The sequence below is a fragment of the Streptomyces incanus genome, from assembly GCF_042656345.1.
Lineage (GTDB): Bacteria > Actinomycetota > Actinomycetes > Streptomycetales > Streptomycetaceae > Streptomyces > Streptomyces incanus.
The window spans coordinates 101,709-116,479 of sequence record NZ_JBHSPC010000038.1 but is presented as its reverse complement, the minus strand read 5'-3'; the positions used below and the strand labels follow the sequence as shown (position 1 = coordinate 116,479).

The window sequence follows — 14,771 nt, the reverse complement described above, 5'->3', positions numbered from 1 at the left end:
CGGTGGCAAGGGCACTCCCAGCCCGGGCGGGCGGAGCGTCGGCGGGTGCTCAGGTTGTTCGCGGGGGTAGCGGCCGTACCGCCGGGCCGTGCAGTACCTCGCCGTCGACGCCGAACCGTGAACCGTGGCAAGGGCACTCCCACGCGGTCTCCGCCTCGTTGAAGGCGACCAGGCACCCGAGGTGGGTGCACCGCGCCGACACGGCGTGCACGGCTCCCTTCTCGTCGCGGTAGACGGCGCAGCGCCGCCCCTCGACGCGCACGACGGCGCCCGATCCGGGGGTGAGCTCGGCGATGGAGTCCACGTGGCTGCTCTTCAGCCGGTCGCCCACGAAGTGCCGGGCGACGTCCGCCTGTTGCTTCAGCAGCGTCGCGCCCTCCCGGACGGTGCTCTTCAGCCGGCGCGGATCGTAGAGTCCCGCCCACTCGGATTCCGTGCCGGTAATCAGCGAGGCCAGCAGTTGTCCGGCCATGGCGCCGCCGCTCATGCCCCAGCCGCCGAACCCGGTCGCCACGTACACATGGTGCGCGCCGGGGTGGAAGGGGCCCACCAGCGGCACCCCGTCGCTGGCCCGGTTGTCCTGGGCGGCCCACCGGTACGCCGTGTCGCCGACCGGGAAGTGCTCGTGCATCCAGGCGTCCAGCCGGAGGAACCGCTCGTGGCTGTCACCCGTGCCGGGTGTGAACTCCTCACCTGTGACGATCAGCAGGCGCCTGCCCCCGTCGAGCGGAGCGGTCCGGACCGACCGCTTGCCCAGGTCGTCCGTGATGTACATGTGCTCCGGCGCCGCGGAGGCCGGCAGGGGAGCGGCGACGACCAGTTCGCGGTTCGGTGACAGGCGCGCGAAGAGCAGAGCCCGGTCGAAGACCGGGTAGTGCGTGGCGACGACGACGTCCTTCGCCGTGACCGTCGTGCCCCGCTCGGTCCTCACCTCGCACGGACTGCCTTCGGTGAGGCCGGTCACCCGGGTCCGCTCGTGGATGACACCGCCCCGCGCGATGATGTCGCCGGCGAGGGCGAGCAGGTACTTGCGCGGATGGAACTGCGCCTGGTGCGCGATGCGCACGGCCCCCGCCACCGGGAGGGGGAGGTCGGTCTCCGTCACGAAGGACGCGTCCAGCCCCGCTTCCGCGGCCGCCTCGGCCTCGGCCTCGAACACGGCACGGCGCTGCGGGTCGGTGGTGAAGGTCAGGGCCGACGCCCGCTCGAAGTCGCAGTCGACGCCCAGTTCGGCCGCCACCGATCCGACCCGTTCCACCGCCGCCTGCTGGGACCGGGCGTACTGGCGCGCGCCCTCCGCACCACGGGTGCGGCGCAGCCGCTCGTACACGAGGGAGTGGGCCGCGGTGAGCTTCGCCGTCGTGTAACCGGTCACCCCGGCGGCCACGCGGTCCGCCTCCAGCACGACCACCTTCCGTCCGGCCCGGGTCAGTTCCCAGGCGGTGCTCAGGCCGGCCATGCCCGCCCCGATCACGGCGATGTCCGCCGTGGTGTCGGTGTCCGCCGGGGGCCATCGGGTGCCCGGTGCGGTAGCCATCCAGTACGACTCGGCCATGCCGGGCAGTTCATCTCGCGTGGTCATGGACCAGGTGTTCCCCCCACGGCCGGAGGGAGACGCGGCGAGCCTCTTCTTCCCCTGAGCGGCCCTGCGACGCCGGACGCACCGTCAAGTCATCGAACGCGCCGTCAAGTCACCGAACGCTCTGTTCCGGGATCTGCGCGAGGTACGGGTGGGCGGGACCGATCAGGCCCCGACGCCGTCCACGGCTTCTCCCGCCGGACCGCTCTCACCCGGGGTGGCGGCCGCGGGACCGACCGACCGGCCTGCCCAGGTATGGACCCGCCAGCCTTCACCGGGGGCGCCGGAGAGGATGACGACGCCGGTGTTCCGGAGCGCGTGCCTGGACGCGAAGTCGACGTCGATGTTCTCGGCCCGTGCCGCCGTCCACATACGGATGGCGGCACCGTGACTGACCATGGCCACGGTCCGCGCTCCCGTGCCCGCGGCCTCCTCGACCACCGCGTCGAAGCGCCGCAGCGCCTCCACGCCGTTCTCCCCGCCCGGCATGCGCAGCCCGGTGTCTCCCGCCGACCAGGCGAAGACGGTGGTCAGGTACGTCTCGACGGCCTGTTCGTCGCCTCGCATCTCCAGGTCGCCGGCCGACAACTCCCGGATGCCGTCCCGCACCCGGACCTCCAGCCCCGTCCGGGCCGCCAGCGGCTCAGCGGTGAGCTGGGTGCGCAGCAGCGTGGACGCGTAGAGCGCGCCGATCTCCTCCGCCGCGAGTGCCGTGGGGAGGGCGGCCGCCTGCTCTTGGCCCAGAGGGGTCAGCGCCGGCCCCGGTGCGGCCGTGTCCAGCAGGTGCTTGAGGTTGGACGGGGTCTGACCATGACGAATGAGCAGCAAGCGCATGTGGACGGGACCGTCTCCAGGAAGGTGGGTGGCGGCCTTCCACTGTGCCACCTCGCGACCACGCCCGGCTCGGCGGGGCCTGGTCCCGCCGAGCCGGGCGTGGTCCGTACCGGAGCGCTCGGCCAACCGCGGCCGGAGGTACCGGCCATGGAGTCCTGGGAGGAGAGAGGAGGAGACCCGTCGGCTCGTGCCGGAGGAATCCGCCGGACAGTCCCTGACAGTCCCTAAGGGTGCAGCACTACCTTCGTGTAGCCCTCGATCCGCTTGTCGAACTTGTCGTAGGCCGACGCCGCCTGATCCAGGGGGAGTTCGTGGGAGACGACGAAGCTGGGCTTCGCCCTGCCCTCGATGATCATGTCTCGCAGGTACCGGTTGTAGCGCTTCACGTTGCACTGTCCCGTACCTATCCGCAGGCCCTTCTCGAAGAGCTTGCCGATCGCGACGAGGAGCATGCCGTGCTTGGCCTGCTCGTCCGGGCCTCCCGGGTCGGACGGGACGTAGAGGCCGGGCACGCCGAGCGCTCCGGTGGCCCGGACCGTAGCGACGAGCGAGTTCAGGACGGTCGCCGGTTCTTCGTGGTCCGCGCCGTGCGCCGTCGCCTGGTACCCGACGGCGTCGATGCCCTTGTCCGTGCCGATGCCTTCGGTCTGCTCCTTGATCTGCTCGACCGGGTCGCCCTCGGCGAAGTTGATCGGAACCGCGCCGATCTCCTCGGCCTTCTGCAGCCGCTCGGGGACCCGGTCCACGACGAACACCTTCTTCGCCCCGCGCAGCAGAGCCGAGTAGGCGGCCATGAGGCCGACCGGCCCCGCGCCGTACACCGCGACGCTCTCGCCGGGGCGCACTTGGGCGAGTTCACAGCCGTGGTAGCCGGTGGGGAAGATGTCGGCGAGCAGGATGAAGTCGGTCTCGTGCTCCTGTCCCGGCGGCAGCTTCAGGCAGTTGAAGTCGGCGTAGGGAACGCGCAGGTACTCGGCCTGGCCGCCCTTCCAGGGCCCCATGGCGACGTAGCCGTACGCGCCGCCCGGGAAACCGGGGTTGACGGTCAGACAGTAACCGGTGAATCCCTCGACGCAGTTGACGCAGAAGCCGCAGGCGACGTTGAAGGGCATGACCACGCGGTCGCCCTCCTTGAGCGAGGTGACACCCTGGCCGACTTCCTCGATGATTCCCATGTTCTCGTGACCGAAGACGATGCCGGGCTCGGCGGCGGTGCGGCCCTCGTACATGTGCAGGTCGGAGCCGCATATCGCGGTGGAACTGACCCGTACGATCACATCGTTCGGATGCTGGATGCTGGGCTTGTCGACCTCTTCGACCGCGACGGTGAACGGTTCTTTGTACACGACGGCCTTCATGGATGCGACCTCCTGCTCGACGGCGTGCGTATCCGGTCGCCACGCCCCCGCCCGCTCTCCGCGTGACTCATCTCTCATGATTCTCCGGTCTGCTGGATCGGGCAAACCGGTAATCTCGGGACGTATAAGTTTTCGGTGCCGCACCCGGAAGGGAGTGACGGACTATGGCAGCACAGAGACTGGGAACCCTGCTCGTCCCCGTGCCAGGACTGTCAGGCATCACGTACCCGCCAGGAACGACCGTCACGGTCCGTGGTCGCGGCGCGACCGTCGACGCCTTCGTCAACGGCGACTGGCTTCCTCTGTCGTGGTGGGAATTCTCCGACGGCCTCCGCGAGGACATCGCCGACCACTGACGTCTGCGCCGCGACAGCTACGGTCGCGACTGCCGGACTGCCGGACTGCCGGACTGCCGGACTGCCGGACTGCCGGTCGTCAGGTGACCTTGACCCAGTCCAGGGTGCGTTCCACGGCCCGCTTCCAGTCCTGGTAGCCGTTCTGGCGCTGCTCCTCGCTCCATACCGGGCTCCATCGTTTCGACTCCTGCCAGTGCGAGCGCAGTTCGTCGGTGTCACGCCAGAAGCCGGTGGCGAGACCGGCGGCGTAGGCGGCGCCCAGCGCGGTGGTCTCGGCGACCACCGGACGGCTGACCGGCACACCCAGCACATCGGCCTGGATCTGCATGCACAGGTCGTTCGCGGTCACGCCGCCGTCGACCTTGAGCACGTCCAGGTGGACGCCCGAGTCCTGTTCCATGGCATCGACCACGTCGCGGCTCTGGTAGCAGATGGCTTCCAGTGTGGCCCGTGCGATGTGACCGCCGGTGTTGAAGCGGGCCAGACCGACCATGGCGCCGCGGGCATCGGAGCGCCAGTACGGGGCGAACAGGCCGGAGAAGGCCGGCACGAAGTACATCCCGCCGTTGTCGTCCACCGAACGCGCCAACCGCTCGCTCTCCGGGGCGCTCCTGATGATCTTCAGCTGGTCGCGCAGCCACTGCACGGCCGCGCCGGTGACGGCGATGGATCCCTCCAGCGCGTAGACCGGGGGGCTGCCGGCGAACTGGTACGCCACCGTTGTCAGCAGCCCATGTCGCGAACGCACCAGCTCCGTACCGGTGTTGAGCACCAGGAAGTTGCCGGTGCCGTAGGTGTTCTTGGCCTCGCCGGGGGAGAAGCAGACCTGGCCGACGGTCGCCGCCTGCTGATCTCCGAGCACGCCGGTGATCGGCACGGCGGCACTCAGCGGCCGGGAGGTCCGGGCCTGGCCGTACGCCTCGGGATGGGACGAGGGGCGGATGGCCGGCAGCATCGCGCGCGGGATGCCGAAAATGCCCAGCAGTTCGTCGTCCCAGTCCAGGGTCTCCAGATTCATCAGCATGGTGCGGCTGGCGTTGGTCACGTCGGTGGCGTGCACACCGCCGTTGGGTCCGCCGGTGAGGTTCCACAGCACCCAGGCATCCGTGTTGCCGAACAGGGCGTGACCCGCCTCGGCGGCCTCGCGCAGTCCGGCCACGTTCTCCAGCAGCCACTTGATCTTGCCGCCGGAGAAGTAGGTGGCCGGCGGCAGGCCGGCCTTGTGGCGGATGACCTCGCCGTGGCCGTCACGTTCGAGGGCGGCGGCGATGCTGTCGGTGCGCGTGTCCTGCCAGACGATGGCGTTGTAGTACGGGCGGCCGGTGCGCGGGTCCCAGACCACGGTCGTCTCGCGCTGGTTGGTGATGCCGATGGCCTTCAGATCGGTGGCCGACAGGTTTCCGGTCCGGAGGGCGTTCTGGATCACCGTGTTGGTGCGCTCCCAGATCTCCACCGGGTCGTGCTCGACCCACCCCGACTGCGGCAGGATCTGGCGGTGCTCGAGTTGGTGCTTCGCCACCTCGTTCCCGGCGTGGTCGAAGATCATGAAGCGCGTGCTGGTGGTGCCCTGGTCCACCGCGCCGACGAATTCGGGCATCGTGGCCACCTCTTCTCGTGGTCGTGCGGGATGGTGTGCTCCGGGGCAGGGGGCGCGTCGGACGGTGTGCCCGCGGCGCCCCCTCCAGCCACCAGGCGAAGCCGGGCGCGGCCGCCTGTGCCCAAGGCTTGTCCCGCACCTCCGGAGACCGCTTCTCGGCGTCCGGTGCGACCCGATGGGGCAGGCCGTCGTCGAGGCCGGGAGTCGGGCCGGAACCGGACAAACCGATCCGCCGGCGGTGATCCGCCGGCCCCTGCGCCGGCGTTACGGGACCACGCTCAGGGTTCCTTGGTGGCCGGACCCTCTTCGGCCCCCTGGAGCCTGGCCTTGAGCACCGGGCTGATGAGCAGGTCGTACACGCCGGTCCCGACGACTCCGCCGATGAGGGGGCCGACAATGGGGATCCACCAGTACCCGCTGAACCATTGGAAGGTTCCGGGCAGGGCAATAGAGCCCCAGCCTTCGAAGAAGGTGAACAGCCGAGGCCCGAAGTCCCGGGCGGGATTGATCGCATATCCGGCGTTGGTGCCGAACGTCAAACCGATCGCGACGACCACCAGGCCGATGAGGAACGGGCCCAGATTGGACATCGGAGCTGTATTGCGTGTGTCGATGAGTGCACAGATCAGCAGCAGCAGAATCCCGGTGCCCACGATTTGGTCGAGCAAGGGGCCCCACCAGGAATTTCCGAAGTATTCGGCGGGGAATGTGGCGAAGATCGAGTACGTCGCCAGTGACTCGTCCCGTGGAACCCCCGCCTTGGCATTGGCCGCGTCGATCGCCCACCGGTAGCACGCGTAGACGAGCGCGGCGGCGACGAACGCCCCCACGACCTGCGCCAGCCAGTAGGGCAGGACCTTCCGCCAGGGGAAGTCCCGTCGAACGGCGAAGCCCAGAGTCACCGCGGGATTGATGTGGGCGCCGCTGATACCGCCGGCCACATACACGCCGAATACCACGCCGAGACCCCAGCCCCAAGAAATGATGAGCCAGTTGGCGGCGCCGAAGTCCACTGTCTGTCGACCCGAGCCGGGCAGGCCGACGACGGCAACGGCCACCGATCCGACGCCCAGAAGAATCAGGACGAATGTTCCCAGGAACTCTGCGACCATCTCACCGGCGAGGCCTTTTCGATAACCACGTCGATGGGCGATTCGTTCAGCCATCGATTCTCCTCGGCTGGAATAGTGCAGACTTTCCCTGCCCATTGCCGGAAGCCTATGTCCGCCGGGGGGATTTCGCCTGTGCGGCGCCAAATTTCCCTCCCATGGAGTAATGGCGCTTTCCCGTTCCCGGCCCGAGGTGATCGGACCGGGCCGGGCTCGCGGGGTCCGGCATCGCGCCTCGTCGCGTTGCCGTCGGTCCCCGGGACTCCTTCCCCGCGCTCTCGGCTCCTCCCCCGGCCATCGCTGGGAGGTGCCCCCGGAGCAGGGGAGACCCCACACGGCTCCGGCTCTCTCCTTGGCCCTGCGGTGCACGCTCCCCCAAGGTCTCGGTTCCACTCGCACAGGGAGGGGCCCCAGGACCCCGACCCCGATCCGGCCCGCTCCGAACGAAAGACCCTGGCCGCGACGTCGCCCGCTCGCTGGTGGTCTTCATGCGGCGGCCGGGCGGACAGTCGCAGTTCTCGGCCTCGCTCCAGGGCCCCGCCCCCGGACGCCGGTGCTGCGGCTGATCCAGGACCTCGTACAGGCCGACCCGGCCGCCGACCACACCCTGGAGACGCTCGCGGAACGGGCCCGGGTCAGCCCCCGGCACCTGACCCGCATGTTCCGCACCGAACTGAGGACCACGCCGATGAAATACGTGGAACTGAGCCGCTTCGACATGGCCAAGGCCCTCCTCGACTCCGGACACGGCGCCACCGAGGCCGCCTCGCTGTCGGGTTTCCCCAGCCACGAGAGTCTGCGGCGCGCCTTCGCCCGGCACCTCGGCGTGTCACCGACCCGCTACCGGGACCGCTTCACCACCACGAGGACCGCGCTCCGCCGTCCCGTGCCGCCCGCCGACCCGGACGGCCGCGACGGGCCATGACCGTTTTCGAGGTGTTGTCGGCCGTCCGGTAGCGGACACGGCGGGCGGTTTTGGCGGAAGGTGGAAGGACGACGGACACCACCGTCATCGTTCCTCAGGGAGGCCACCATGACCGAGAAGATCGCCGGCATCGAGATCCCCGACAGCAAGCTCGCCCAGGACGCCACCGAACTGATCCGCGACACCACCCCGTCGCTGATCTTCCACCACTCCCGGCGGGTCTACCTCTTCGGCAGCCTCCAGGCCCGGGCCCTGGGCATCCGGCCCGACCCGGAGCTGCTGTACGTGGCGGCACTCTTCCACGACACGGGTCTGGTGCCGCCGTACCGCAGCGACGACCAGCGGTTCGAGATGGACGGCGCGGACCAGGCACGCACCTTCCTGCTCAGCCATGACATCCCGGCCGGCGACGCGGACACGGTGTGGACGGCCGTCGCCCTGCACACCACGCCGGAGGTGCCGTACAAGATGGCCCCCGAGATCGCGGCCACCACCGCGGGCGTCGAGACCGACGTACTCGGGCTGCGCCTGGCGAACATCAGCCGGACCGAGATCGACGAGGTCACCGCCGCGCACCCCCGCCCCGACTTCAAGCAGCAGATCCTGCAGGCGTTCACGGACGGCTTCAAGCACCGGCCCGACACCACCTTCGGCACGGTCAACGCGGACGTGCTGGAACACTTCGTCCCCGGTTTCCGCCGCACCGACTTCGTCGAGGTCATCCAGAACTCCGCCTGGCCGGAGTGACCGCACGGCTGGGAGCCGCCCGCCGAGCCGCCCGGACGCCCGACTCGTCCCCGCCCCCGTTGCCCGCGGGGGGACCGGGAATGTCGCTCCATCAGATGCTGAGGCGGAACCTCCATCATCGGGCAGTCGAAGCCCTGCCAGGTCGGCTCCCCGCACGGCTGCCGCTCCAGGGCTGACGCCCCGCCCTGTCCGGCCCTCCCCGCGCGGCCCTCCCCGCGCGGTCTGCGGTGCGGCGGCAGCGGGGGAGAACAGTACGTACGGCAGCGCCACCGTGACGCGCCACGCCTGCTTGCCTCGGCATCCCGATACCAACCCTGCCATCAGGTGTCCCTTCGTGCCGACGTGCCGAGAGCGCGCGGGTTCTTTCACCTCTGGCGCACCTGGCGCACCTGGCGCCTCTGGGCCGAGCTTGCTGATGAACCGGTAAAGCGGCGAATGTCTCCGCGCCGCCGGCGGCCATCCGCCCGCCGGTGCGGTACCGCTCTGCGGAATGTCCTCCGCCTGGACTTTTCGTGGAACGACTGCCGCACCTCAAGGACGAGGCCGAGGCGTACTAGACCGGTTCAGGTATCTGCCGTTAGTTTGAGCGGAGCCGTACACGAGAGGGCCGGACCGTTCTGCCGAAGGCCGAAGGAGCCGTACATGAAGGAAGCCGTCCAGCTCACCGACGGGTGGAGCCTCGACAGCAGCGGGGGCCGCTCCCTGCCCGCTCGGGTCCCCGGCTGTGTGCACGTCGACCTGCTCGCGGCCGGTCTGATCCCGGATCCCTGCGTCGGCCTGAACGAGTCCGAGGTGGCCTGGGTCGGCCGCCGGGCCTGGACCTACACCCGGGACCTGACGCCCGGCGAGACGTCCGCGGAGCGCCACGAGCGCACCGACCTGGTCTTCGACGGTCTGGACACCGCCGCCGTGATCACCCTCGGCGGGTACGAGCTCGGCCGGACCCGGAACATGCACCGGCGCCACCGCTTCGATGTCACGGGTCGACACGGCCTGCTGCACGTCGAGTTCACCTCCGCCTACGAGGAGGCCGCGGCGGTGCGCGCGCTGACCGGGGAACGGCCCAACGGCTACCCCGAGCCGTTCCAGTACATCCGCAGGATGGCGTGCGGTTTCGGCTGGGACTGGGGGCCGACGCTGGTCACCGCCGGAATCTGGCGCCCGGTCCGGCTGGAGCGCTGGTCCACGGCGCGTCTGGCGTCCGTCCGCCCCCTGGTGACGGTCCGCGACGACCTGGGCAGGGTGGAGGTGCGCGTCGACGTCGAGCGCACCGAGCGGGGCGCGGACCACCGCCTGGAGGTACGCGCCGCGGTGGGCGGCGTGCGGGCCCGCGCCGCGGTGGACGGCGCCGGCGCGGTGCTGACCCTCGACGTACCCGACCCGCGGCTGTGGTGGCCGCGCGGATACGGCGAACAGCCGCTGTACGACCTGGAGGTGACCCTCGTCGACCGGGGTGCGGCACCAGCCGAAACCTCCGCGGGGGACCGGCCGCTCGACTCCTGGACGCGCCGGATCGGGTTCCGCGACGTGACCCTCGACCGCTCACCGGACGAACACGGCACCGCGTTCACCTTCGTCGTCAACGGCGTACCGGTCTTCGCCCGCGGCGTGAACTGGATCCCCGACGACGTCTTCCCCTCCCGCGTCACCCCCGAGCGCTACCGCACGCGGCTGCGCCAGGCCGCCGACGCCGGCGTGGATCTGGTGCGGATCTGGGGCGGAGGCATCTACGAGGACGACGCCTTCTACGACCTCTGCGACGAGCTGGGCCTCATGGTCTGGCAGGACTTCCTCTTCGCCTGCGCCGCCTACCCGGAGGAACAGCCCCTGCGCGGCGAGGTGGAGGCCGAGGCGCGGGACAACGTGGTCCGGCTCATGCCGCACCCGAGCCTCGTCCTGTGGAACGGCAACAACGAGAACCTGTGGGGGTTCCGGGACTGGGAATGGGAGCCCGCCCTGCGCGGCGACTCGTGGGGCGGCGGGTACTACCTGGACCTGCTGCCCCGCGTCGTCGCCGAACTCGACCCCACCCGCCCCTACACCGCCGGCAGCCCCTGGTCCGGTTCCTGGGACCACCACCCCAACGACCCCGCGCACGGCACCCACCACTCCTGGGAGGTGTGGAACCGTCGTGACTACGCCGAGTACCGCGACTGTGTACCGCGCTTCGTGGCGGAGTTCGGCTGGCAGGCACCGCCGGCGCTGGCCACCCTGAGGCGTGCGCTCCCCGGGGAGCGGCTCGCCCCCGACTCACCCGGCATGCTCCACCACCAGAAGGCCGAGGACGGCAACGGCAAGCTGAACCGGGGTGTGGCGCGCCACTTCGCCCCGCCCGAGGGCGACTTCGACCGCTGGCACTACCTCACCCAGGTCGTGCAGGCCCGCGCGGTCGCCGCCGGGATCGAGCACTGGCGGTCGCACTGGCCGGTCTGCGCCGGCACCGTGGTCTGGCAGCTCAACGACTGCTGGCCGGTGAGCTCGTGGTCCGCGGTGGACGGCGACGGCCGTCTCAAGCCGCTCTACCACGAGCTGCGCCGGGTCTACGCCGACCGACTGCTGACGCTCCAGCCGGGCGCGGACGGCGACGCCGACGGCCCGGTGCTCGCCGTGATCAACCAGTCCGCCGAGCCGTGGCACACCTCGGTGAACCTGCGCCGCCTGCGCGCGGACGGCACCGTACTGGTGGAACAGGTCCTCGACCTGACCGTCCCCGCGCGCCAGGTGCACCGGCAGGCCGTGCCCGGTGGCCTGGTCCCGGACGCGCTGTCCGCGAAGGAGTTCCTCGTCGCGGACGCGGACGCGGACGCGGACGCGGACGCGGGTGTGGGCACGGACGGCCTGCGCGCCCTGTACTTCCCCGTCGCCGACAAGGACTTCGCCTACCCCGTCCCGCGCTACGACGTCGTCGTGCGGACCCCGGTCGGACCGGCCGGTCCGGTCGATGCCGGAGACGACGCCGACGCCGGTGGCGGTGGCGGTGGCGGTAGTGTCGAGATCGTGGTCACTGCGCACACCCTGGTACGGGACCTTCTCCTGCGAGCCGACCGGCTCGGCCCGGACGCCGTCTGCGACTCCGGACTGCACACCCTGCTGCCCGGCGAGACGGTCCGGCTACGGGTGGGGAACGCCGTGGACACCGGCGCCAATGCCGTGCGCACCGCCTTCTCCAGCGTGGAACCGGCGTGAGCACGCCCGGTGCCCCCGGCACCCCCGGCACACCCCCCGAGCGCGTCACCATCAAGGACGTCGCCGCAGCCGCCGGTGTCTCCAAAGGAGCGGTCTCGCTGGCGTTCAACCATAAAGCGGGGGTGTCCGAGGCCACCCGGGACCGCATCTTCGCGGCGGCCCGCCGACTGGGCTGGGCGCCCAACTCGTCCGCGCGCAGTCTGTCGCGGCAGTCGGTCGACACCATCGGGCTGGCCATCTGCCGGCCCGCCCGGCTGCTGGGCCTGGAACCCTTCTACATGGAGTTCATCTCCGGCATCGAGAGCGTGCTCGCCGCACGCGACTGCTCCCTGCTGCTGCGCCTGGTGGGCTCGCTGGAGGAGGAGATCACCCTCCAGGAGCGCTGGTGGAAGGAACGTCAGATCGCGGGATCCGTCCTGGTCGACTTCCACCGGCAAGATCCACGGATCGCTCCGCTGCGGGAGCTCGGGCTGCCCGCGGTGGCCGTCGGGCACCCGGATCTCACCGGCGGCTTCCCGTCGGTGTGGACCGACGACGCCTCCGCCGTCGCCGAGGCCGTGCGCTACCTCGCGGCTCTCGGCCACCGGCGCATCGCCCGGGTGGGCGGACCCGCCGGCCTCGGCCACAGTGCCATCCGGGCGGAGGCGTTCGACCGGACGCTCGCGGAACTCGGCCTGCGCGGCGGCCGGCACGCCGAGACGGACTTCTCGGGGGAGGAAGGCGCGCGGGCGACCCGCTCGCTGCTGCTGACGCCCGACCGCCCCACGGCGATCGTCTACGACAACGACATCATGGCCGTCGCGGGACTGGGTGTGGCGGCCGAGATGGGCGTCTCCGTGCCCGACGACCTGTCCCTGCTGGCCTGGGACGACTCCCAGCTGTGCCGTCTGACGCATCCGACCCTGTCGGCGATGAGCCACGACGTGCACCGGTTCGGGGCGGAGGTCACCGAAGTCCTGTTCGACGTGATCGCCGGTGAGGAGGTCCGGCCCCGTCCCGTGGCGACCCCCTCGCTCGTGCCGCGCCGGTCGACGGCGCCGCCTCGGGCGCAGGGCGTACGCCCATAGCCGGGGCGCGTTCGCCGAGGACGGCCTGCGGCGGGCGCTGGGCGACGGCGAACTCCGGGTGTGAGCCGGGCCCGACGCCGCCCACGGCACGCCGATGGCGGCTGAGCGCCGTCATCCGGGCTGTCTGCTGCGGGCGTTCGCCTCGGCGACGAGGGCGCTCAGCAGCTCGGACGGGGTGAGGGGGCGCAGGTGGAGCGGGTCGGCGTCCCATGCGCGGCCACCGGCGAGCGGGCGGAGCTGGACGCACGGACCCACGCACCCCATGACCCGTCCGATACGGTCGCGCACGGTGTCGCGGACGGCCGCGCCGATACCGGGGAGCCGGCCGACATTGAAGTTGACGTCGTCCGTCACTCGACGACTCCCTCAGTGCCGCCCACCGCGCTTCCCTTCGCAGCCCCCTTTGTGATCACGTCCGCGAGCGCGAGGGCGACCGGGGCCGAACACACGCCGAGGTGGACAAGGGCGTACGGGGCCTCGCCGGTTCTGCGGTCGTCCGCCCACGGCGTGCGGACGTCCATCGCGGGGAGCTGGACACCGGCCCGGGTGAGGGCGGTGGCGAGGGCGTCGCGGGCCTCGAGGGCTTCGTGGATCTTGGGGGTGTGCGGCATGGGGTCCTCGTCAAGGTGCGGTGGGCCGTGTCCGGACGTGCCGTGATCGACGCGGTTTCGCCGATCGCCTGACCCGACTGTGCTGGGTGTATTACGTTGCGTAGTCCGGCCGTTACAAGGATGCCCGTGGGTGCGGGCGCCCACGCCGTGGACGGGGCGGCAGGTCCCCGTCGTGCGGAGGTGCTTCCACAGGGTCCACACGGCCCACACGGCCGCATCGTCCATCAGCACGTCCCGGAAGGAGTGGTATGTCGCAGCGACGCGCCATCACCGGTCGTAGTCAGGAACCCCGTCAGCGGTTCGCCGAGGAGCTGCGGACGTTACGGTCCGCGAGTGGGACGAGCCTGCGGGCGCTCGGTGAACGGCTGGGCTGGGACTGGTCGTTGTTCGGCAAGATGGAGAAGGGAGAGACGCTCGGCAGCCCGGAGGTCGTCCAGGCCCTTGACACCCACTACGGCACCCCGGGCCTGCTGCTGGCCCTGTGGGAACTGGCCGCCGGGGACCATACGCAGTTCCGCGAGCGGTACCGCCGGTACATGGCCCTGGAGGCGGAGGCGGTGAGCCTGTGGCACTTCGCGGTGAGTGTGCTGCCGGGGCTGTTGCAGACGCCGGGGTATGCGCGGGAGGTGCTGGCAGCGGGAGGGCTCAGGGGCAAGGAGCTCGACCAGCAGGTCGACGCCCGGATGGGGCGGCGTGAGCTGCTGGACGGCGAGAAGGCCCCTCCGTTCCGGACCATTCTGTCGGAGGCGGTACTGCGGACGCCGTTGCGCGATGTGGGGGAATGGCGCGGGCAGTTGGAGTATCTGGTGGACGTGGCGGAGCGGCCGAACGTGACGGTCCATGTGCTTCTGCAGAGTGCAGGTGTTCACGGTCTTCTGAGTGCCGACGTGTGGTACCTCCTTCTTCCCGAGGGCCGCACTGTCGCGTATACCGAGAACGGATACCAGGGCGAACTCATCGAGGAACCCAGCCCAGTTGTGCGTCTGCAGAAGACGTACGATACGGTGCGCGACCTGGCGCTTACCCCAGCGGAGTCGGGGAAGTTCATCCTGCGGAGGTTGGAGGAAGTCACGTGCGACCGATAGACCTGACTGCCGTGTCCTGGCGCAAGAGCAGTTACAGCAACCAGGACGGCGGCGCGTGCGTCGAGGTCTCCGACGACTTCGCCGCCGTCGTCCCCGTGCGGGACAGCAAGCTCCCGCACGGTCCGGTGCTCGTGTTCCCGGCGGTTGGCTGGACGTCCTTCGTCTCTGCTGTCAGGGGCGGGCGGTCGAGAGCCTGAGGGGCGGGGCCGTTCGGCCCGGCAGCGGGCGGAGTGTCCGCGCGGTGCGTGTCACGCACACCGGATTCGGCAGCACGGGCCGGGGCGGCCGTCGCCGATACGTGTGTGCGTGACGGGCCT

General features: G+C 70.7%; 13 protein-coding genes and 1 pseudogene. 7 read left to right on the top strand and 7 right to left on the bottom strand.

The genetic code is table 11. From position 1 onward, the window contains the following. Window positions 1-49 precede the first annotated feature (49 nt). The 3 genes from ACFP2V_RS15810 to ACFP2V_RS15800 all read right to left on the bottom strand — a co-directional run bounded on the left by ACFP2V_RS15810 (window position 50) and on the right by ACFP2V_RS15800 (window position 3,771). Entirely contained in the window at window positions 50-1,582 is a 1,533-nt protein-coding gene (locus ACFP2V_RS15810; protein WP_381211781.1) for an FAD-dependent oxidoreductase, read from the bottom strand. A 162-nt stretch (window positions 1,583-1,744) separates the two neighbouring features. Next, entirely contained in the window at window positions 1,745-2,413 is a 669-nt protein-coding gene (locus tag ACFP2V_RS15805) for a histidine phosphatase family protein (protein ID WP_381211778.1), read from the bottom strand. 224 nt (window positions 2,414-2,637) lie between these two features. Continuing rightward, window positions 2,638-3,771, bottom strand: a complete 1,134-nt coding sequence (locus ACFP2V_RS15800) for a glutathione-independent formaldehyde dehydrogenase (RefSeq protein ID WP_381211775.1) — start codon at window positions 3,769-3,771, stop codon at window positions 2,638-2,640. A 164-nt stretch (window positions 3,772-3,935) separates the two neighbouring features. On the opposite strand from ACFP2V_RS15800, the gene ACFP2V_RS15795 reads away from it, so the two are divergent. Further along, window positions 3,936-4,127, top strand: coding sequence for a hypothetical protein (locus ACFP2V_RS15795; RefSeq protein WP_381211772.1), 192 nt, complete (start codon window positions 3,936-3,938; stop codon window positions 4,125-4,127). A gap of 79 nt (window positions 4,128-4,206) precedes the next feature. Here the strand turns inward: ACFP2V_RS15795 and glpK are convergent, their stop codons facing one another. Together glpK and ACFP2V_RS15785 are read right to left on the bottom strand one after the other, a co-directional pair. Continuing rightward, on the bottom strand, window positions 4,207-5,724 hold the full coding sequence (gene glpK / locus ACFP2V_RS15790; protein WP_381211769.1) for a glycerol kinase GlpK: 1,518 nt from the start codon (window positions 5,722-5,724) through the stop codon (window positions 4,207-4,209). A 278-nt stretch (window positions 5,725-6,002) separates the two neighbouring features. After that, a complete protein-coding gene (locus tag ACFP2V_RS15785; protein WP_381211765.1) occupies window positions 6,003-6,890 on the bottom strand; it encodes an MIP/aquaporin family protein in 888 nt (295 codons plus the stop codon). A 401-nt stretch (window positions 6,891-7,291) separates the two neighbouring features. Between ACFP2V_RS15785 and ACFP2V_RS15780 the strand changes: the two are divergent. From ACFP2V_RS15780 to ACFP2V_RS15765, 4 genes and pseudogenes are all read left to right on the top strand, one after another. Further along, window positions 7,292-7,758, top strand: a pseudogene (locus tag ACFP2V_RS15780) (helix-turn-helix domain-containing protein); the annotation flags it as partial. A gap of 108 nt (window positions 7,759-7,866) precedes the next feature. Further along, window positions 7,867-8,505 carry an HD domain-containing protein gene (locus tag ACFP2V_RS15775; protein WP_381211762.1) on the top strand — a complete coding sequence of 213 codons (639 nt, stop codon included), beginning with the start codon at window positions 7,867-7,869 and terminating at the stop codon, window positions 8,503-8,505. Window positions 8,506-9,147: 642 nt separating this feature from the next. Beyond that, complete coding sequence (locus ACFP2V_RS15770; RefSeq protein ID WP_381211759.1) at window positions 9,148-11,691, top strand: glycoside hydrolase family 2 protein; 2,544 nt, start codon at window positions 9,148-9,150, stop codon at window positions 11,689-11,691. Beyond that, a complete protein-coding gene (locus ACFP2V_RS15765; protein ID WP_381211756.1) occupies window positions 11,688-12,758 on the top strand; it encodes a LacI family DNA-binding transcriptional regulator in 1,071 nt (356 codons plus the stop codon). The genes ACFP2V_RS15770 and ACFP2V_RS15765 overlap by 4 nt, the downstream gene beginning before the upstream one ends. A gap of 111 nt (window positions 12,759-12,869) precedes the next feature. Here the strand turns inward: ACFP2V_RS15765 and ACFP2V_RS15760 are convergent, their stop codons facing one another. Continuing rightward, the gene (locus ACFP2V_RS15760; RefSeq protein WP_381211753.1) at window positions 12,870-13,112 is read right to left on the bottom strand and encodes a hypothetical protein; all 243 of its coding nucleotides are present in this window, start codon (window positions 13,110-13,112) and stop codon (window positions 12,870-12,872) included. Further along, window positions 13,109-13,369, bottom strand: a complete 261-nt coding sequence (locus ACFP2V_RS15755) for a hypothetical protein (protein ID WP_381211750.1) — start codon at window positions 13,367-13,369, stop codon at window positions 13,109-13,111. The genes ACFP2V_RS15760 and ACFP2V_RS15755 overlap by 4 nt, the downstream gene beginning before the upstream one ends. 248 nt (window positions 13,370-13,617) lie before the next feature. Here ACFP2V_RS15755 and ACFP2V_RS15750 point away from each other — a divergent pair, with 248 nt between their 5' ends. Further along, window positions 13,618-14,454, top strand: coding sequence for a helix-turn-helix domain-containing protein (locus tag ACFP2V_RS15750; RefSeq protein ID WP_381211747.1), 837 nt, complete (start codon window positions 13,618-13,620; stop codon window positions 14,452-14,454). Next, window positions 14,442-14,651, top strand: a complete 210-nt coding sequence (locus ACFP2V_RS15745) for a DUF397 domain-containing protein (RefSeq protein ID WP_381211744.1) — start codon at window positions 14,442-14,444, stop codon at window positions 14,649-14,651. Before ACFP2V_RS15750 ends, ACFP2V_RS15745 begins: the two co-directional genes overlap by 13 nt. Window positions 14,652-14,771: the final 120 nt, after the last annotated feature.